Below are 19,077 nucleotides of genomic sequence, written 5' to 3'. Positions count from 1 at the left end.
TTGCAGAAACGCTCAATATGAGCGTTATCAAGCTTTATAAAGATTCGAAAAAGTCTGGTCACCCTCCTCATAGTTGTAGTAAAATATGATTATATAAAACAAATTTTCTACTATGAGGAGGGGGTCCAAAATGTTCAACAACAAACCTAAACAACTTTCTTTCCTCGATCTATTCTCCCACCTAAAGGCTTCGGCTCTCTACAAGCCTGAAAGCCTCTTGGGCTTGTTCAATAAATTCATCAACTTATCAGACTACATACCTTCTTCTTTCTACAATGCCTACTACAAATACTTTGGTAAGCATAGATGCTTCTCCTTAGAATCTATGCTCCTTTGCTTTTTTGTCCAAAAATTACTCAAACTCAATACTCTTACTCAGCTCCGCGCTGTGCTTCTTAACTCCTATGAACTTCGTTCATTCTGTAACTTAAATGGTAATGTTCCCTCTATTTCAACCTTCTCTCGCTTCAGAAAAATCTTCAACAACGAAATCCATAAACTTTTTCAAAATATCTCTATCCATGCACACAATATTTCTCTTAGGCAATCCCCTGAACTTGCTTCAATCTTAATCTTCGATACAACCGGTATTGTCCCAAAGGTCCGTGAAAATAACCCTAAATTCATTCAATCTCTCTTGAAAAATACCTCAAAAGCTAACCCTGAGCTGTCCTCTGATAAAATCTACTCTCTTGTTTATTCTTCCTTGCCTAAAACTGCTAATGCTAATTCTAATATCCGTCTTATGTTCGTAAATGGCCATTTCTGCTGGGCTTTAAAATTCGCTGTCATTACCAATGCTCTCGGTATTCCTTTGGCTTTAGTACCTCTGTTTAACTCTGACTCTCCTTCTTCTGACCCTCAAGAAGCAAAGGCTATCTCTGACTCTAAAGCTTTATTTCCTTCGCTCGAAACTCTATTCTCTTACATTCCCAAAAATTTCTCCACTTTCATCGCTGACAGTGCCTTGGATGCACATAACATCTACTCAACTTTAAAAAACACTTTCAACTTCTCCAAAATCATTATCCCTCTAAATCCAAGAGCCTCTAAAAATACTACACCTACTTCAGACCCTAATATCGTTATATCTGAAGATGGTGTCCCTATCTGCAAAAAGTTCAATCAACCTTTTAAACCTGAAGGCAAATGTCAGGGTAAAAATCGTTCTGTGCGTCTTAAATGGGTCTGCCCCATGTCTTGTTATAAAGACGGCAAACGCATTTGCTCTTGCCCTCAACCTTGTACTAACTCTAAATCTGGCAGAATGTTCTACACTTACCCTGACGATTTTCGCTCTTCCCCAGGTATCAACAGAAATTCTCAAGAGTTTTTAGACCTCTACAATAAACGTGTCGCTGTAGAGCAGACTATTTATCACCTAAAATCCTATATGGGCTCCGATGTCATCTGTACTTATGACCATATTTCTATCTTCTCTGATTTTTTACTCTCTGCAATTACTTACTCACTTTTGTTTATCCTTGCTCACAATATCAAACTCTATTGTTCTAAATTAACTATCAAAAAGCTTAACAAACTCAAAAAACTTATCGCTTAAAACTACAATTTTTCTTAAATCATTAATCTACCAAAAATTTGTGACTTTGTTTTTTACTTAACCTTCTAAAGCCAAGAAGCTAGAAGGCTTAGGATACTATTGTCTTTTTTGATATTGTTAATTTTTGTCATATGTTTGTTGCTGATTATTTTTGTTTGCATTGATAATATTTGGTTGTCATTTTGCTTTTCTTTTTGTATCTTGATAGTATTTCATGTTAGTATTGGCATCTGTTACCTTCAATCACCAACCATTTTGCAAACGGCTATATTTATGGATATTTAGGGTATTTTGTAAAAACTTAAATTATTACTAAAAATACCAATTATTCGTCGTTTTACCTTCATTTTGTATATTCATTTCTATTTCTGGTTAATTATTACTTCTGACCAGTTTTCGTATGATTTTTGTCAAAATCATTCGAAACCGCTCAGAACGTGCACTAGAAGACTTTCATTTCTATTTGCGCTATAACGGTATAAATAGATACTTTGATTAATATATATTGGTATTTTAAACTATCTTCAACATTTTTCTGTAGGCTCTAATGGTACACCTTTCTATTTAGGATGATAATCCTAAGTGTATCAAAGACTAATAATTAAAGTGAAGAAAAGGGGGCTTGCAATATGATTAAAAAGATAGTACAACCTCTCAATAATAATCAATTAGCAATACAACAACCTACTAAACCTGATGCTGCACCTGTAATGATCTCTTCTATTGTCTCAAGTTCATCAAATGTTACTTCTGTAAGAGTTTCATACATATCTTTTTCTTTTGTTATTTTTTCCTTCTCCTCCATCATACTTCATTCCCTCCTTTCGTTCTTGTACAAGTCATCTGTGACATCATATTACAAATTGCAAGCCCCTTTAAAAACAATTTTTGCTTATGGTAAGTTTTAATATCTTGTTAGTACAAAATTACTCCGCCTGCCACAGCCATTATGCTGTCTATCATAAGTGTTAGAGCGTTGCGCCTGATACCGCATCCCTCATCTTTGACGCATCCATAAACCTTGAAATTATCTCTCCTATCTTTCTGCTACCAAAAAACTCATCGGAAGCTTAATCACATGTTCATAATACCCCAGCATCAATTTAATATCCAATCTCTGACTCAAATGTATCAAAAGTCTTACCCTGAATGCTCCTAATATCACCTTAAATATCGTAATCAGTATTGCACCTGCTGCTATAACATGAAGTGTATTCTTCAAGAGATTCGGTATTACATCATCCATCAAAAACTTGTAATAAAATGCTGCCGCTATCCCAAGCAAGGTATATACAACTGACACTGAAAAAATATTCAATATCAAGCCCTTCTGTGGACTTAATAACTTAAAAAACTTTTTCAAAACTCCCTCTTGTTTCTCTTTCTTAAACCTCACATTTGGTACAAGAAATATCAAAATGCCTGTCCATATTTTAAAAAACTCTTCTGGCTTTAGCTTAACTATTCCTTTGGCCGGGTCTGCTATCACTATCCTTTCTTTTCTTATCTCATGTATTACAACATAATGAAATAGCTTGCCATCTATCAGTACATGTGCTATACACGGAAGTGGTATTTTCTCAAATATTGCCTCTTTTGTTTCTGCTCTGACTGCTTTTGCTTCAAATCCAAGCTCCTTTGCCGCCTTTACAACTCCATATGCTGTGGTGCCAAACCTGTCTGTCCCTGCTATCTGCCTTATTCTGGCTATCGATACTTCTTTTCCATATTGCAAGCAAATTGTTGCTAAGCTCGCTGCTGCACAATCTGTTATATCATGCTGCTTTACACAATAGTATCTTTTCCTCATCTCTTCATCCCACTTGATTTTTGATATTAGCTTGTTGAATAAAACATATTGACATAAAAGTAATAAATTTATAAATGGAAAAAACCATCCTCCTTGAGATAAAATTTTAAGAAGAGAATACTAAAAAACCCAAGCAAGGAGGATGGCAATGACTAATTTTATTAAAGCACAAAAACAAAAATTTTTAAAGATATTTATGACAATTGAAAAAGTAATAAAAGATTTAGGATTGAAGATAAAAAACAACAAAAGAGGAAGACCGAAGAAATTTAAGCTGAGCCATATAATAGCTTGTTTTGTTTATAAAGTCAAAAATAGGATAAACAGCTTTAGGGAATTAGAGTACAAGATAAATGAAGATGAAGAATTTAGAAAGGTCATAGGAATAGAAAAGAGCCCCGATCATTCATATTTTTCAAAATGGGCTAAAATGATTGAAGAAGAATATATAGAAGCAATAGCAAGAATTTTAGTAAGAGAAATAGATCCCAAGACAAGAGTTTGTGCTATAGATTCTACACCTTTGAGAAGCTCGAGGGGTGATAGAGAAGCAGGAGTAGGAAGATGTGTTAGTTTAGGTTTTTACAATGGGTATAAATTACATGTGCTAGCAACAGTTGAAGATGAGGTCATACCGATAGTATGGTGGTTGACATGTGCAAATATTCATGATAGTAAAGCGGTAGAACTTTTGTATGAAGCTAAGATATTTGGACCTGATGTAATATTAGCAGATGCAGGTTATGATTGTACAAAGTGGTTTGATGTGGCTGATAGACTTGGAATAAAGTTTGTAGCGGGTATAAATAAGAGAAATACTAAGGATTTTAACAATGTCAAAAATATTCTGAGAGCACAAAACATAGAATTTTTAAGAAGTAAAGAAGGACAAAGAGTATATAAGCAAAGGATAAAAATTGAAAGATTATTTGGGAAGCTGAAAGGAGAATATAATTTAGAACAAGTACGGCTAAGAGGTTTTAGAACATATAAGAGACATGTTGACTGGATAATGGTTACTTATTTGATAGAGCTTTATATTCAAAAAATTGAAAACTGTAAATTTTCTTTTAAATATGCATGGAATAATTTATAGTCCCATATAGTTACATTAATAGTAGAATTATTTATTCAACAACTTATTTTGATATATTTGCTTCTTTATTTTCTTATTTAGGCTGTTTTGTACTTGAACTATTTTTTCTGTAAACATCTTCTTGGAATTTCTATGCAAATTTTATCTTATACATTTTCACTCTGTCAATCCCGTTTTTTTTTTTTTTTTAGTTAATTTTCAGCTAAATTTTAAGCTGAGAATATACTTTTCTTTAAATATCTTAAAATTTCTTCAATTTTCTTGAGCTTATAACAAGGTCAAATTTGCAAATAGTTAAAATATAGTCTGTCTAATAAGAGAAATAAACATATACAGTAATAAATACAGTAACGGAAAAAGCCTTTTTGTATTGCAGTTTTAATTTTGAAAAACTCTTCACAAAATGCAAAGGAAAATAAAGTGAATAAATAAGGTAATAATAGAGGGCTGGGGCAAAATTGCCAGCCAACCCTCTTAACAATAATCATTTATATCAGTCCAAAATCTTAACCTTCATATCAATAATCTTTTCATACTTCTTTCCGCCTTCTTCCCATATTATCTTTGCTTTATTATATTTTGAAATTATCTCTTTTACTTTTTGTGGATCTCCTTCAGTCGTATAAAAATAATATACGTGTTCCTTAAATATTTTCTCTTTTATTGGTGGATGTAAATTAATTATTAAATCTCTGCCGCCCTTTAAAACATACTTCTTTTCAAATTCTTCAGGGACTAATGGAATCAACAAAACACAATTTTTATATCGCGGTCCTGTATTTGCTGCAACAACACGATACTCAATTATTCTATGTTTTTTGTAATCAGGCTTTTTGCCATTGTAGCTATTATCACCAAGTGGTTTTGTCTCGTCAGATGAAAAGTAAATCTTTATTGTAGGGTCGATTATTTTCAAAGTTTTCACTGGATCATATAAAACATATTTTGTTACATAGTAGCAAGCCCCAACTCCTGCAAAAATAAACAATATTATAATCAAAATTAAAAGTGTTTTTTTCATTGTATTCACCATTCCTAATCTTTATTAAACTTAATATGTGATGTGAATATGTCTAAACTGGGCTTTTGGATATTCAGGCTTATATTTGATAGTTTCTTATTCTTTTATGGAAATTATTTAGATTTTATAAAATGCAACCTCTTTGCGCGTAAAGAATGGTTTTGTTTTACTGCCTTTTTTGTTTTATTTAATCTACTTTTTCTGTTAAATTTCTTCATGGAATTTTTATGTAAATTCTATCTTACACATTTTCATTCTGTCAATTCCGTTTTTTCTTTTTTTTTAGCCCGTTTTCAAATAAATTTAAAGCTCAAATATAACTTTCCTTTAAATAGCTCAAAATTTCTTCAATTTATTAGATATATTTGAACTCATAGTAAAGCAAAATCTGCAAATAGTGAAAAGAAAGATAAAAAATAAATAATGAAATGACCAGGGAATTGATAGTTATTTTCTTTCATATAAATCTTCTCTCCTCCAAGTGATTGCTCCACCTGTTCCAAGGTTAAATCCTTCTTCTAAAAGATTAAGATTCTGCAGATAAACCTTTTGATATGACTCTTCCCTATTTACAAGCTCTTCCAATAAGCTTGTAAGCAGCGCAGAAATGGATGTATTCCTTTCAACAGCAATATGCTTTACCTTTTGAATAAGTTCCTTGGAAAGAGATAAAGTAATGTTCTGATATTCACGCATATTATTCACCTTCCACATGAAACAGTGTATTACATATTTACGTAATATTCAATATTAATTTGATGTAATTATTCATCACCAACCAAATATGTTAATAGAAAATGAAAGTATAAAAATAGGGCGGAATATACAATTCCACCCCATTGTCTTTCTCCTCTATCTTTTAAAACCCAAAATACTCTTTTGCATTATAATAACAAATGCCCTGAACTATTCTACCAAGTGTCTCCAAATCATATGGATATTCACCGTTTTCTACCCACTCGCCAATCAAATTGCAAAGAAGTCTTCTAAAATATTCGTGTCTTGCATATGACAAAAAGCTTCGAGAGTCTGTTACCATTCCGACAAATCGACTCAAGAGCCCAAGATTTGCAAGGTCTTTCATCTGCTGAAGGTTGCCATCTTTGCTATCATTGAACCACCAAGCTGCACCAAGCTGCATTTTGCCAGGAATGCTACCATCCTGGAAAGATCCCATAATTGTTGCAAGAACATAGTTGTCTTTTGGATTTAAAGAATACAGAATTGTCTTGGGCAGGGAATCTTCTTTCTCCAATGAATCTAAGAATTTGACAAGTGCAAAGGCTATATGACCGTCGTTTATTGAATCATACCCTGTGTCAGGTCCCAGAATATTGAACATTCTTGTATTGTTGTTTCTCAGGGCATTTATATGAAGCTGCATTGCCCAGCCAAGACTTGAATAAACTTTCCCTAAGAATCTCAATGTATACGTTTTATATTTTGCAACTTCAATTTCTGTAAGTTTCTCACCTTTTAAAGCTTTTTTGAAAATATCAGCTGCTTCATCAAAAGACGCATCGGCAAAAACCATATCATCCATAGCATGGTCAGAAGCACGACATCCCACAGAATGGAAAAACTCTGCTCTTGACTTTAAGGCATCTAAAAACTCATCATAGCTTTCTATCTTCTTACCATAAACTTCTCCAAGCTTTTCTACCCACGGGATGAAGGTTTCTCTTTCTATATTTACACCCTTGTCAGGTCTGAAAGTAGGATAAACTTTTACATTGAAATCTTTTTCATTTTTCAGTTTTAAATGATACTCAAGTGTATCAACAGGGTCGTCTGTTGTGCAGATCACTTCCACATTGGACTTCAAAATTATATCTCTTGCACCAAGCTCTTTGAGAACTTTGTTTGCCTTTTCCCAAATGATAGGTGCAGATTTTTCATTTAATATATCATCTATTCCAAAGTATCTTTTGAGTTCTAAATGTGTCCAATGATAAATTGGGTTTCCTATTGCCATTGGAATGGTCTTTGCCCATGCCAAGAACTTTTCATAGTCATCTGCGCTACCTGTTATATACTTTTCTTCAATGCCATTTGCTCTCATAAGCCTCCACTTGTAATGGTCCCCTCCAAGCCAAAGCTCTGTTATGTTTTTAAACCTCTTGTTTTCATAAATTTCCTTTGGATTTAAATGACAGTGAAAATCAATGATTGGCATATCCTTTGCATATTTTTCGTACAGCACTTTGGCGGTCTGGTTACTCAAGAGGAAATCCTCATCAATAAATCTTTTCATCTTTCCAAACCTCCTTGAAACTTGTTTCAACATAATTTCCAAAAGATTCAACAAAATTCTTAACATATCCTGTTTGAATATATTATAAAATGAAAAGAGGGAAAGTTCAACACTTTCCCTCTTTCTTTATTCTATTGCAAATTCAAAAACTTTCCTTTGGACTTTTGTGGAATTATTTTTTCTTCAAGTTAAAGAATGCATTCATGCCTGGATATACTGCAATGCTGCCAAGCTCTTCTTCTATTCTCAGGAGCTGATTGTATTTTGCTACTCTATCTGTTCTTGACGGTGCACCTGTCTTAATCTGCCCTGCATTTACTGCAACAACAAGGTCAGCAATCGTTGTATCTTCTGTCTCGCCTGATCTGTGGGATACAACAGCGGTGTAACCTGCTCTGTTTGCCATCTCAATTGCTTCCAAAGTTTCTGTGAGTGTTCCTATCTGGTTAAGTTTAATTAATATTGAGTTTGCAACGCCAAGCTCAATTCCCTTTGCAAGCCTCTTTGTGTTTGTAACAAATAAATCATCACCAACAAGCTGAATCTTGTTGCCAAGAGCTTCAGTGAGCATCTTCCAGCCTTCCCAGTCCTCTTCCGCAACGCCATCTTCAATTGATACAATCGGGTACTTTTCAACAAGTTTTACCCAGAACTCTACCATCTCTTCTTTTGTTCTAACTTTACCTTCTCTTTCAAAATGATACTTTCCATCTTCTTCATTGTAGAGCTCAGATGTTGCAGGATCAAGCGCAATTGCAATATCTTTGCCAGGAGTATAACCAGCTTTTTCAATTGCTTCCACAATTACTTCCAATGGTTCTTCGTTAGATTTCAGGTTGGGTGCAAAACCTCCCTCATCACCAACTGTTGTATTATAACCTCTTGCTTTGAGCACATTTCTCAAGTGATGGAATGTTTCGGCACACATTCTAAGTGCTTCGCTGAAAGACTTTGCACCAACCGGCATTATCATGAATTCCTGCAGGTCAACTGAATTGTCAGCATGTTTACCGCCGTTTAGGATATTCATCATAGGAACTGGTAAATATTTTGCATTGACACCGCCTATATACTGGTAAAGTGGAAGTCCCAATGCATTTGCGGCAGCTTTGGCAACTGCCAGGGATACACCCAGAATTGCGTTTGCACCAAGCTTGCTCTTATTCTCTGTTCCATCAAGCTCTATCATGAGTTTATCAATCTCAACCTGGTTCAGTGCATTCATTCCAATAATCTCTGGTGCAATAACCTCATTTACATTTTCAACTGCCTTGAGAACCCCTTTACCCATATATCTTTTTTTATCACCATCTCTGAGCTCAACAGCCTCAAACATACCTGTGGACGCACCTGATGGAACAGCAGCTCTACCTACAAATTCATCATTTACAACAACTTCTACTTCAACGGTTGGATTTCCTCTTGAATCAAGTATCTCTCTTGCTCTTACAGCTGTAATCGAAAGGTCAACCTTCATTTACATAAAAAGAATCAACGCAATACCAAAGCGAAATTTATTTTTTATAACAACTCTTGTTCTCATAAAATATTCATTCTCTCCGATAAAATGTTCTGTATATAGAATATCAAACAAATGTTTATATGTCAAGTGATAAATATAATTTGTTTTGCAACTATATGTTTTTACTGCAGGTTTATTTCAGGTATGTGCAAAAACATTTGTATCCAATCTTCTTCCTGCTACCAAAATCTTGATTTTTGTTGACTGCAACTTTAACTATAACATAGGAGGATTAAACAAATAGAGGGCTGGGGCAAAATGCCAACCAACCCTTTATTTTTTCTATTATTTTTTTTATCTCGTGGTCTTTGCATTTGCTACATCAACATAGTATTCAATTTTTACTTTATTAATTTCTACTACAATATTACTTTTTCTTGCTTAAGAAATATTTTAAAATCATTATAATACAATAAATTAATATTGCTACAAATACTAACAGAACTAAAATAAATAATGTTACTCCTATTCTTTTTGACAAAAATAAATACACAGGCAAAGCTACTACAAATTCAAAAATTACAGCAATAATAAAATACAGAGAAATCTTTGGAAATCTTTTGTTTTGAATATTAAATACTTTTACAAAAAATCCCTCTTTATTGTTCATCAAATAATTTTAAACCACCCATTATAACACGCTACTTATTTTTATTTTATCATTTTTTACTTGCAATAAATAGTTATAATCTTTGATTATTGTAAATAAAGTTGTTTGTAAAAATCTACTAAACTCATCCTTTGTTCTTCTATATCTCTAACTTTTATACCCTCATTCTGTAATAAATTAAAAATATCTTCATAAGAACTGATATTATGAATTTTTATCGAGTTATTAAACTGAGTTTCCACAGATACATGCGGTAATTTTTCCTTTATTAACCTACACGCTAAATCAACATGCTCCTTTTCGGTAAAATGAAAAATTACCACTGTATTGCTTTTTAACAGTTCTTCCTTATTTTTATCCAATATTATAGAACCATTTTTTATAAAAATAATTCTTGAACACAATTCTTCTATATCACTCAATATATGTGATGAGATTAAAACAGTTATGTTATTTTCTCTCCATCGCGTTTTCAAAAGCTCTTTAACTTTAATTGTAACAGTTGGATCCAATCCATTAAAAGGTTCGTCCAATATCAACACTTCAGGGTTGCCAATGAACATTTGAAGCAAACCAACCTTTTGTTTTGTTCCCAGCGAATAAGCTTTTGCCTTTCTTTTTAACATATTATTTTCCAATTCAAAAAATGGTGCTAACCTGTTAATCTCATCTTTAACGTTAAAGGTACTCCCATATTTTAGTTTAGAGTATAATTCTATATTATCATAACCGCTGAGTTTACTGTACAGTGCTGGTGTTTCAATAAAAAATGATGCTCTTCTTAATACCTCAATTCTTTCCTTTTCCTTAGTTACATCACATCCCAAAATATAACATTCCCCTTTTGGTTTTGGTGCCCACAAACCTGCCAGTATTTTCATTAATGTGCTTTTGCCAGCACCATTTGGTCCTACAAGACCAACAATTTCTCCTTTTTCTATTGAAAAATTTATTTCTTTTAGAATTTGGAAGTTTCGAATTTTCTTGTCTACATCAGTTACTTTTATTATCATTTCCACTTGATTTTCAGCCAAGCTATTTTACCCCCTTTAGTCTCTCTCAAGCTTTATAATACCTTTTCCCTATGTTCAAATATTTTCATTGAAGCTAATACAAAAATAACTGTCATCAATAAATTTAACCCTATTACAATATAGAATGAAGCATAAATCCATTCTATTTCTCCTGGTAATGAATTTGTATATACCATCGATAGTTCCCAAGGGAATATTAACGACAACAACTTTAATATAGGTCTTTTAAGAATAAGTATCTTTTGACGAAAAATACTTATAGCTATTATTATTGCAAAAAAGCTAATACTTGCAAATGCACCGTTTTCAAATATCGTGGAGAAAAACATGATAGCTCCCGATATAGCCAATATAAGAATAATTTCGGTTAATAATTGTAATAAACTACATTCAAGTAAGTTCAACAATTTTACACCATCTGAAACAGGAAATATCTTAAAACCTATCACCTTATATTTAGAAATCCAGTTACAATACACATCGTAGTATTTAAAAGAATCTGTTATAAGATTTAAAACTATGAAAAATACAATTTGTATACCAATGACCAATGCGGACACAGTCAAAACAGTTGCAATAAATTTGCTTAAAATAATATTACTTCTTTTTACAGGCATAGTTTTTAAAATCTTCGCTGTCCCTTCCCTATATTCATCTGAAACTATACCACTTCCAATAAGTAAAGCTAAAACAATAATTATAAAAAATGCTATTCCGTACGATTGACTAAGTAAATAAGTCCATCCATCAAATTGTCTACCAACACTGTAATACTTTTTCCTCTTTATATTTTCATTTAAAATCTGATAATTTACCTTATTAATTTCAAGCTCTTTATAGTCACCAGCTTTCTGAGAAATTTCATACCTCATCTTGTAATATCGGGCTCTTTCTTCTATTTCCTTCTTAGGATTAGAAGCATACTGCATTTTTAATTTTTCCTTTTGAATAATTCTATTCAATTCATTAATTTGTTCCAGATACAATCTTTTCTTCATGTCGTCTTTTTCTTTTTTTAATTTCTGCTGCAATTCCTTTATCTGTTTTTCTGTATATGCAATATATTGCTTTGTAGACTCAATACTTTTATTCTCTTCATTATACACAAACCAGCAATAAAAAAGATTGAGACCAATTGTGATTATTAAGGCAATAAAAAATTTTTTGCTTTTGAGAATTTTTTGGATTTCTGTATACAATAACAATTGTTCTGCCTCCTTTGCTACAGTGTTGGTTAATTTTTTGTACAGATAAAAATAAGTGATTTTGTTAATTAACTGGTTATTCTTACAAACTTTATTATAAAAACAAATTTGAAGTTACTTTCCTACTATTCTTCAATATTTACGTTTTCGAATCTAAAGTTAAAAAAGCAACCCTAAAATTTACCTAATCTCTGATCATGAAATTTAATTTTAAAAAACTTCTATAAGCCCATTTTAATTATATATTACACTTTACTAATTTAACTCACAATTAAATCATCTAATAATTAACGATATTATCATGTTAATTAGACCAATAATATTAGCACCTATATGAACAACTATAGGCACAAATATCGAATTAAAACGTATATAAAAAATTGATAAGATAATTCCAAATAAAAATGCACATAAAGCAGTATATAAATTTATATGCCATAAACCGAAAATTAATGCTCCAAGTATGATAGCCATTTTGAGATCCATCTTTTGTCTTAAACTTTGAAATATTAATCCTCTAAATATAATTTCCTCTATAACAGGAGCGACTATCCCTGAAAAAAATACTATTGTCAATAGGATTATTATACTATGCATATTATTTAATCCAATTATATTTTTTATTTCTTTTTCATAATTACTTATGCTATCTACATCGCGGATATGTAGCAAATGCACATTAAGTAAATATATAATGATTTGTATTATAATTGACGATAATGAACCAAATAAAAATAATAACAGTATATTCCTAATTTTTATTTTATTTTTGATTATCATATACGAGCATTTAATCAAATCTATTATTTCATTTCTACAAAAAATAGCAAAAAACAAAAAGGTGCATGTATATGTGAACATATCAAACAATAATATATTATATATTACTTTTATGTTATAAATTACTGCTTCAAATATTAATGGTAATACAACACTTGATACAAATAAAAGACTTATATACTTTAAAGCATTCCTCTTCTTTTCATTAGCTTGTTCCATTAATAAACCCCCATTTTTTTAAATACATTATAAATGCTAAAGCAATTGTATCCTTTTCTTTTTTTTAAAAGACTGGATACAATTTCTTTAGCACATACTCTTTTATTTAAACTTATATTAGCCTGTACTAACCTAAATATTTTTTAAGCTCTATCCGCGGTATACATCTGGGCAAGGAATTCCATTGGGTGTATAGAAAATATTATTTATAATGTTGGTTATGCATCGATAAACTTTGCCCAAATTATATCCTACCGAATAACCATAATCATAATCATCTTTTCCTCCACCATTAATTTTTATCAATTCATTCTTATCTATTTGCATAAATTTATTCATAACTTCATCCCTCCTTCATTTTAAGATTAAAACCAACTTTAACGAGTTGCATCCTGCCAACCTTTAATAAATCCTCTTCCAAAATCATAAAGCTCTTTGGCAAACTCATATAATTCTTTTACCAATGTAAAACCCCTAACGGCTTTATCTAAACCACCATTAACAAATTCCATTTCGTAACTATTTAATTCAACAAAGTACCCTTTTTTAAGAAGACTTTCATTTACCATTTTTAATATCCCCCCTCTCTTTTTGTTTTTTATTTATCCAACCCCCTGCGGCCGCAAACAGAGGTTGTTGCCATTAGCCATTAACACAACAAATATTCATTATATATGATAAACTGTTTTTTAAACTACGTACGCCATAAGATAACAGAGTTAAAATAAAGTTGTATTTACCATATAGCTAATATTGAAATAATCAATATATGGACAATACATTTTCATTCTATAGTCATTTCTAATTGCAATAGGTATTACTATTATTTCAAAAAACCCATTTTTGTTAACAATATTGCTAATAAAAGCAGAATCGATTGTGTCCAAACAAAGCCTTTTATTATTCTTTCTTTGACCTCATCAGGTTGCTTTGAAAGTGAATACTTATAGTTCTTAGTACTAACGGAACAAAATAATAGCTAATCTTATAATAAAAGATATATTATAGACCTTTTTTTGTTAACAGCAAATTTCCTGCAAACATAATAGAAACTGAAATTGTAATGAAAGAAATCAAAAACGTCGCCATCCTTATCTTTTTTATAATATTTTTGAAATACATTTCCCTTCCGCACCCCTAAAAAATATACTGATTGTATGGGCAGCAGCATCCCAAATCTTGCTACTGCCCCTGATTCCTTTAAAGTTATTTCTTAGTAAAACCAGAGCCCATAGCAGCACCACCTATTGCTGCCCCTACACAACATAATCCAGCAGTTAAAATTTCGCTTGCCCTCCCTGCTCCTAAAATATACATAACAGGAATTGAAGCTAAACCTGCTGTCCAGTCCAACCTACCTGTAGTAAGAACAGGAGCTGCACCAACTACTACAGCTTCCCGATCTACATCATAGTTCATAATTTCTATATATTGTTTAGGCTGTATATGGTATAACCTCATTCATAATACCTCAAAGCTTTTCTTGATAAAGAGCCAACAAATATGTGTGCTTTTTTCATGACTACTCAATTACTTTTTCTTGTTTAAGAGGTATTTTAAAGTTTTTATAATACCATAAATTGATATTGCTACAAATACTAACAATACTAAAATAAGTAATATTGTTCCTATTTTTTTCGACAAATATGAATACACAGGTAGAGCTACTCCAAATTCAAAAATTACAGCAATAATAAAATACAAAGAAATCTTCGGGAGTTTTTTGTTTTGAATATTAAATACTTTTACAAAAAATCCTTCTTTATTATTCATTTAATTATCTTAAACCTCCAATCATAACATACTACCTGTACCAGTCAAGACTTAGCATTAGCGGTGTATGAAATTTCATTTATTAATTAAATACCCCAATATGCCGCTAACGATGCCCCTGCACTTGCTCCTGCTAAAGCCCCTGCGCCTGCACCTGCCCATGCACCTACAGTTGCCCCAGAAACAGTTCCAACTATCGGAAGCGTTACAGTGCCTACAGCTGCACCTGCAATACCTCCAGCAAAGAACCCTGTAACACCACCTACAACTGTGCAAGCACCAATAAGTACATTCCCCCAAAAACCACCTGCATCGATAAATTCCAACTCATTAACTATCTCATGCATATTACCTCAAACCTCCTCTTCCTGTTATCTCAGTTTTTTGATATACCCCAACCCCTCACAGCCGGCTGATAGAAGGGTTGCTGCCTCACCTCATAACCTCAATCCCATCTTCTCTAAAATCCATTCAATCACTCGCTTTTGCTCAAGCTCTATGCTCATTTCACAGGCTTGCCCTGCTTTCAAATTAATACCCGTTGGAACATTCTTCACTTCTACTTCAACCTCATAAAACCCTTGCCCGCTCTGTTCTGCTACCTTTATATCCTGTGACACCCTTGCAACCTTCCCTTCTACTACCTTCAACCCATCTGCCACTGCTATCTTCACCTTCGCACTCTGCCCTATTTCTATACCACTGCTTCTTGTATTTGGTATGTATCCTATAACCTTAAATCCTTTCGCTTGGCTACCAACTATTCTGCCAATCTCAGCTCCACCATTTATCACCGCTCCACTGACCAATTCAGCACTGTATTCAACATAACCATCTTTTTCCGCTCTTATATTACAGCTTTCTATCAACTTCTCTGTTTCATCTAAACTGATTTTTAAATTCTTTATTTCATTACTTAGATTATTAATCTCATTATCAATCTGCTGTAGCACATCCAGCTTATACTTCTCAATATCTCCTTTTGTATCATCACCTGAAATGTTTAGCAGCTTCAGCTGCCCTTCTACTTTCTGTTTTTGTAAAATCAACTCATTTTTTGTCTGCTTTAGCTCATCAAGCTTTGAATCTATTTTCGATACTAAAATCTTCTTCTGTATATCACTACCATCCAATTTTGCCTTCACCTGCTGATTGTAAACTTCTATTTCATTTAACATAAATCCCAAATACCCTATATCATATTTGGCAAGCTTAATTTGTTCACCTTTGTCGACAATCTCTTTTATTTCTTTCAACGTGCTTTCAAATTTATCAATATTTTTGATTTTCTCATCCAAACTCTCAATCTGCTTTTTAAAATCCATTATACTGTATTCTCTTTGTACTCTTGCTTCTTCTGCTGCTTTTCTCAATTTGTTTATCTCATAACTATAACTCAAGTACCTCAAATAGTACGCATTATTTTTATTCTTGAGACTTTCTCCTTTTTCTATGCTATTTCTCAATTCTTTTAAATCATCAATCTTTTTCTCATATTCGCTCAATTGCTGCTTTAACAAATCCCTCTTCTTTATATACTCCTCATCATCAATCTTAAACAGAACCTCACCTTTCTTTACATATTCACCTTCTTTTACAAAAACCTCTTTTACCTTCCCTCCAACATAACTTATCACCTTTGCTTCATCTTCCCAAGGTCTTATTATCCCTTGAACCTTTACATTTATATCAATCTTTCCTACCATACTCCACAAAACAAGTCCTATTATTAAGGCAAGCAGAATATATGTAATAAAAAGTCCATACCTTGGAATCTCTGATTCATACAAAAGCTTGCTTTCCCTAAGTTCGCTAAAATCATATATTACCTCTCTCATGACTTTGCTGCACTCCCAACCAAATCCCATAGCCCTTTTTGCTCAAGTCCCATCAGCTGCTCTCTCCACAGGTTATAATAATACCCTTTCTTTCTCATCAGCTCCTCATGCGTTCCTACCTCTACTATCCTACCTTCATGCATTACCACAACCTTATCGCACTTTAATATGGTCGATAGCCTGTGCGCTATTATTATGGTTGTTATCCCCTCACATATTTTCTCTATAACCTTTCCTATCGCCTGCTCGGTTACAGAATCAAGGTTGCTGGTCGCTTCATCCATTATTATTATCTCAGGCTTCTTTAAAAGTGCCCTGGTTATCGCTATAAGCTGCTTCTGCCCACCTGACAAATTTGCTCCATTCTCTTCTATCATCGTATTATATCTCAAAGGAAGTTTTGATATAAACTCATCCAGTGTGGTTAATCTGCTTATTTCAATCACTTCTTCCATTTTTATATTCCTGTTACCCAATACCAAATTCTTAAATATCGTACCACTGAACAAAAAGATCTCTTGAGATATATATGCTATCTTTTCCCTCAAATACTTCTTGCTTATATCTTTTAAGTTATAGCCATTTATCCTTATCTCTCCACTCTCATAATCGTAAAATCCTAAAAGCAGTTTTGCTAGCGTGGTCTTCCCTGAACCACTCTCTCCTACTATCGCTATCTTTTCTCCTCTTCTTATCTTAAGATTTACATCCCTCAGCACAAGCTGTCTTGTACCGTATCTGAAGTTCAAACCCTCTATCTCTATATCACCCTTCAAACTGGGTGATAATTTCTTGTCTTCGTCCTCTTGAAACTCACTCTCGAGTTCCAAAATCTCACTAAGCCTCTCGGCTGCAACTATTGCTGTCTGCAACATCGGCTGCAATCCTATCAGATTTTTTATCGGGTCTACAAAGTATGCAAGCAGTGCATTGAACGTAAACAACTCTCCTATGCTCATCTGCCCATTTATTACCTTGTCTGCTCCTACCCATAGTATTACCATAACTCCTACCGCTGCTATACCAGTACTTATATTACTCTGCAAATTGTTTAGATTCGCTACCTTGAACACATCTTTTAAAAGCTTTACAAACTTACTTTCTGTCTTAAAATTTACATCTTCTTCTATATTGAATGCTTTTACTACTTCTATTCCACTTAGTGACTCTACCAAATATGATGTCAAAATTGCATTGTCTTCCATCTCCTGTCTGTTCGCTTCCCTCAATGCCCTGTTAAATCCAAACACCACCGCTGCATACAGCAAAACCATCACAAGTGCTATAAAAAACAGCGTTGAATTTTGCAAATATAAAACACTTGCGCCTGCCACTGCCATTATGCTGTCTATCATTAGCGTCAAAGTTGCACCTGATACTGCATCCCTTATCTTTGACGCGTCCATAAACCTCGAAATTATCTCTCCTATCTTCCTGCTACCAAAAAAACTCATCGGAAGCTCAATCACATGTTCATAATACCCCAGCATCAGTTTAATGTCCAATCTCTGACTCAAATGTATCAAAAGCCTTACCCTGAAGGCTCCTAATATCACCTTAAATACCGTAATCAGTATTGTACCTGCTGCTATAACATGTAGTGTATTCTTCAAAAGATTTGGTATTACATCATCCATCAAAAACTTGTAATAAAACGCTGCCACTATCCCTAGCAAGGTATAAACAATGGATACTGCAAAAATATTTAATATCAAGCTCTTCTGCGGACTTAAGAGCTTAAAAAACTTTTTCAAAACTCCCTCTTGTTTTCCCTTCTTGAACCTCTCATTTGGCACAAGCAGTATCAAAATGCCTGTCCATATTTTAAAAAATTCTTCAGGCTTTTGCTCCACAATCCCTTTCCCCGGGTCTGCTATCACAATCTTTTCTTTACTAATCTCATGTATTACAACATAATGAAATAGCTTGCCATCTACCAGCACATGCGCTATGCACGGAAGTGGTATTTTCTCAAATATTGCCTCCTTGGTTGTGCTTCTTACTGCTTTTGCTTCAAAACCAAGCTCCTTTGCCGCCTTTACAACACCATATGCCGTTGTGCCAAACCTGTCTGTCCCTGCTATCTCTCTTATTCTGGCTATTGATACTTCCTTTCCATATTGCAAACAAATTGTCGCAAGACTTGCTGCCGCACAGTCCGTTATATCATCCTGCTTTACACAATAGTAGCTGCTTCTCAGCTCTTCATCCCACTTAATTTTTTAGTGTGATCGTTTCTTTATTATCTTATTTAGGGTGTCTTATGCGCAAACTATATTTTCTGTAAACTTCTTCTTGGAATTTCTATGCAAATTTTATCTTATACTTTTTCACACTGCCAATTACGTTTTTTC

At 33.1% G+C, this 19,077-nt stretch carries 18 protein-coding genes and 1 pseudogene; 2 read left to right on the top strand and 17 right to left on the bottom strand.

The genetic code is table 11. From position 1 onward, the window contains the following. Positions 1–130: 130 nt before the first annotated feature. The gene (locus OTK00_RS06065; RefSeq protein WP_045169044.1) at positions 131–1,561 is read left to right on the top strand and encodes an ISNCY family transposase; all 1,431 of its coding nucleotides are present in this window, start codon (positions 131–133) and stop codon (positions 1,559–1,561) included. A 664-nt stretch (positions 1,562–2,225) separates the two neighbouring features. Here OTK00_RS06065 and OTK00_RS06060 read toward each other — a convergent pair. Then, a complete protein-coding gene (locus tag OTK00_RS06060) occupies positions 2,226–2,369 on the bottom strand; it encodes a hypothetical protein (RefSeq protein ID WP_157841343.1) in 144 nt (47 codons plus the stop codon). Between the two features lie 110 nt (positions 2,370–2,479). After that, positions 2,480–3,371, bottom strand: a pseudogene (locus OTK00_RS06055) (cysteine peptidase family C39 domain-containing protein); the annotation flags it as partial. A 148-nt stretch (positions 3,372–3,519) separates the two neighbouring features. Between OTK00_RS06055 and OTK00_RS06050 the strand changes: the two are divergent. Then, complete coding sequence (locus OTK00_RS06050; RefSeq protein ID WP_045168612.1) at positions 3,520–4,467, top strand: ISNCY family transposase; 948 nt, start codon at positions 3,520–3,522, stop codon at positions 4,465–4,467. A 493-nt stretch (positions 4,468–4,960) separates the two neighbouring features. Here OTK00_RS06050 and OTK00_RS06045 read toward each other — a convergent pair whose 3' ends face one another. The 15 genes from OTK00_RS06045 to OTK00_RS05975 all read right to left on the bottom strand — a co-directional run bounded on the left by OTK00_RS06045 (position 4,961) and on the right by OTK00_RS05975 (position 18,924). Then, positions 4,961–5,488 carry a hypothetical protein gene (locus tag OTK00_RS06045; RefSeq protein ID WP_045169476.1) on the bottom strand — a complete coding sequence of 176 codons (528 nt, stop codon included), beginning with the start codon at positions 5,486–5,488 and terminating at the stop codon, positions 4,961–4,963. A gap of 447 nt (positions 5,489–5,935) precedes the next feature. Continuing rightward, positions 5,936–6,184, bottom strand: coding sequence for a DUF6364 family protein (locus OTK00_RS06040; RefSeq protein WP_045169475.1), 249 nt, complete (start codon positions 6,182–6,184; stop codon positions 5,936–5,938). Positions 6,185–6,347: 163 nt separating this feature from the next. Beyond that, positions 6,348–7,742, bottom strand: a complete 1,395-nt coding sequence (uxaC, locus tag OTK00_RS06035; RefSeq protein ID WP_045169474.1) for a glucuronate isomerase — start codon at positions 7,740–7,742, stop codon at positions 6,348–6,350. A gap of 172 nt (positions 7,743–7,914) precedes the next feature. Beyond that, a complete protein-coding gene (gene eno / locus OTK00_RS06030; protein WP_045169473.1) occupies positions 7,915–9,219 on the bottom strand; it encodes a phosphopyruvate hydratase in 1,305 nt (434 codons plus the stop codon). A gap of 412 nt (positions 9,220–9,631) precedes the next feature. Further along, the gene (locus OTK00_RS06025; RefSeq protein WP_045169472.1) at positions 9,632–9,874 is read right to left on the bottom strand and encodes a hypothetical protein; all 243 of its coding nucleotides are present in this window, start codon (positions 9,872–9,874) and stop codon (positions 9,632–9,634) included. Between the two features lie 86 nt (positions 9,875–9,960). Then, positions 9,961–10,908 (bottom strand): ABC transporter ATP-binding protein, encoded by a 948-nt coding sequence (locus tag OTK00_RS06020; protein WP_045169471.1) that lies wholly within the window; start codon positions 10,906–10,908, stop codon positions 9,961–9,963. Positions 10,909–10,940: 32 nt separating this feature from the next. Further along, positions 10,941–12,113: an ABC transporter permease subunit gene (locus tag OTK00_RS06015; protein WP_045169470.1), complete on the bottom strand. Its 1,173-nt coding sequence runs from the start codon at positions 12,111–12,113 to the stop codon at positions 10,941–10,943. A gap of 276 nt (positions 12,114–12,389) precedes the next feature. Next, on the bottom strand, positions 12,390–13,112 hold the full coding sequence (locus OTK00_RS06010) for a CPBP family intramembrane glutamic endopeptidase (protein ID WP_045169469.1): 723 nt from the start codon (positions 13,110–13,112) through the stop codon (positions 12,390–12,392). Positions 13,113–13,262: 150 nt separating this feature from the next. Further along, positions 13,263–13,451 (bottom strand): hypothetical protein, encoded by a 189-nt coding sequence (locus tag OTK00_RS06005; protein WP_045169468.1) that lies wholly within the window; start codon positions 13,449–13,451, stop codon positions 13,263–13,265. Between the two features lie 38 nt (positions 13,452–13,489). Then, the gene (locus tag OTK00_RS06000) at positions 13,490–13,681 is read right to left on the bottom strand and encodes a hypothetical protein (protein ID WP_013431700.1); all 192 of its coding nucleotides are present in this window, start codon (positions 13,679–13,681) and stop codon (positions 13,490–13,492) included. Positions 13,682–14,318: 637 nt separating this feature from the next. Beyond that, positions 14,319–14,531, bottom strand: coding sequence for a hypothetical protein (locus OTK00_RS05995; RefSeq protein WP_268760840.1), 213 nt, complete (start codon positions 14,529–14,531; stop codon positions 14,319–14,321). A 111-nt stretch (positions 14,532–14,642) separates the two neighbouring features. Beyond that, on the bottom strand, positions 14,643–14,885 hold the full coding sequence (locus OTK00_RS05990) for a hypothetical protein (protein ID WP_045169467.1): 243 nt from the start codon (positions 14,883–14,885) through the stop codon (positions 14,643–14,645). Between the two features lie 86 nt (positions 14,886–14,971). Next, on the bottom strand, positions 14,972–15,232 hold the full coding sequence (locus OTK00_RS05985; RefSeq protein ID WP_045169466.1) for a hypothetical protein: 261 nt from the start codon (positions 15,230–15,232) through the stop codon (positions 14,972–14,974). Between the two features lie 90 nt (positions 15,233–15,322). Beyond that, positions 15,323–16,723, bottom strand: a complete 1,401-nt coding sequence (locus tag OTK00_RS05980; RefSeq protein WP_045169465.1) for an HlyD family efflux transporter periplasmic adaptor subunit — start codon at positions 16,721–16,723, stop codon at positions 15,323–15,325. Continuing rightward, positions 16,720–18,924, bottom strand: coding sequence for a peptidase domain-containing ABC transporter (locus OTK00_RS05975; protein ID WP_045169464.1), 2,205 nt, complete (start codon positions 18,922–18,924; stop codon positions 16,720–16,722). The genes OTK00_RS05980 and OTK00_RS05975 overlap by 4 nt, the downstream gene beginning before the upstream one ends. Positions 18,925–19,077: the final 153 nt, after the last annotated feature.

This window comes from Caldicellulosiruptor morganii (assembly GCF_026810225.1).
Lineage (GTDB): Bacteria > Bacillota > Thermoanaerobacteria > Caldicellulosiruptorales > Caldicellulosiruptoraceae > Caldicellulosiruptor > Caldicellulosiruptor morganii.
This window is presented reverse-complemented; position numbering and strand designations above follow the sequence as displayed.

Bases quoted from the DNA above. Each gene is read 5' to 3' on its own strand.
- OTK00_RS06065 (WP_045169044.1), top strand. From the start codon at position 131: ATGTTCAACAACAAACCTAAACAACTTTCTTTCCTCGATCTATTCTCC.
- OTK00_RS06060 (WP_157841343.1), bottom strand. From the start codon at position 2,369: ATGATGGAGGAGAAGGAAAAAATAACAAAAGAAAAAGATATGTATGAA.
- OTK00_RS06050 (WP_045168612.1), top strand. From the start codon at position 3,520: ATGACTAATTTTATTAAAGCACAAAAACAAAAATTTTTAAAGATATTT.
- OTK00_RS06045 (WP_045169476.1), bottom strand. From the start codon at position 5,488: ATGAAAAAAACACTTTTAATTTTGATTATAATATTGTTTATTTTTGCA.
- OTK00_RS06040 (WP_045169475.1), bottom strand. From the start codon at position 6,184: ATGCGTGAATATCAGAACATTACTTTATCTCTTTCCAAGGAACTTATT.
- uxaC (WP_045169474.1), bottom strand. From the start codon at position 7,742: ATGAAAAGATTTATTGATGAGGATTTCCTCTTGAGTAACCAGACCGCC.
- eno (WP_045169473.1), bottom strand. From the start codon at position 9,219: ATGAAGGTTGACCTTTCGATTACAGCTGTAAGAGCAAGAGAGATACTT.
- OTK00_RS06025 (WP_045169472.1), bottom strand. From the start codon at position 9,874: ATGAACAATAAAGAGGGATTTTTTGTAAAAGTATTTAATATTCAAAAC.
- OTK00_RS06010 (WP_045169469.1), bottom strand. From the start codon at position 13,112: ATGGAACAAGCTAATGAAAAGAAGAGGAATGCTTTAAAGTATATAAGT.
- OTK00_RS06005 (WP_045169468.1), bottom strand. From the start codon at position 13,451: ATGAATAAATTTATGCAAATAGATAAGAATGAATTGATAAAAATTAAT.
- OTK00_RS06000 (WP_013431700.1), bottom strand. From the start codon at position 13,681: ATGGTAAATGAAAGTCTTCTTAAAAAAGGGTACTTTGTTGAATTAAAT.
- OTK00_RS05995 (WP_268760840.1), bottom strand. From the start codon at position 14,531: ATGAACTATGATGTAGATCGGGAAGCTGTAGTAGTTGGTGCAGCTCCT.
- OTK00_RS05990 (WP_045169467.1), bottom strand. From the start codon at position 14,885: ATGAATAATAAAGAAGGATTTTTTGTAAAAGTATTTAATATTCAAAAC.
- OTK00_RS05985 (WP_045169466.1), bottom strand. From the start codon at position 15,232: ATGCATGAGATAGTTAATGAGTTGGAATTTATCGATGCAGGTGGTTTT.
- OTK00_RS05980 (WP_045169465.1), bottom strand. From the start codon at position 16,723: ATGAGAGAGGTAATATATGATTTTAGCGAACTTAGGGAAAGCAAGCTT.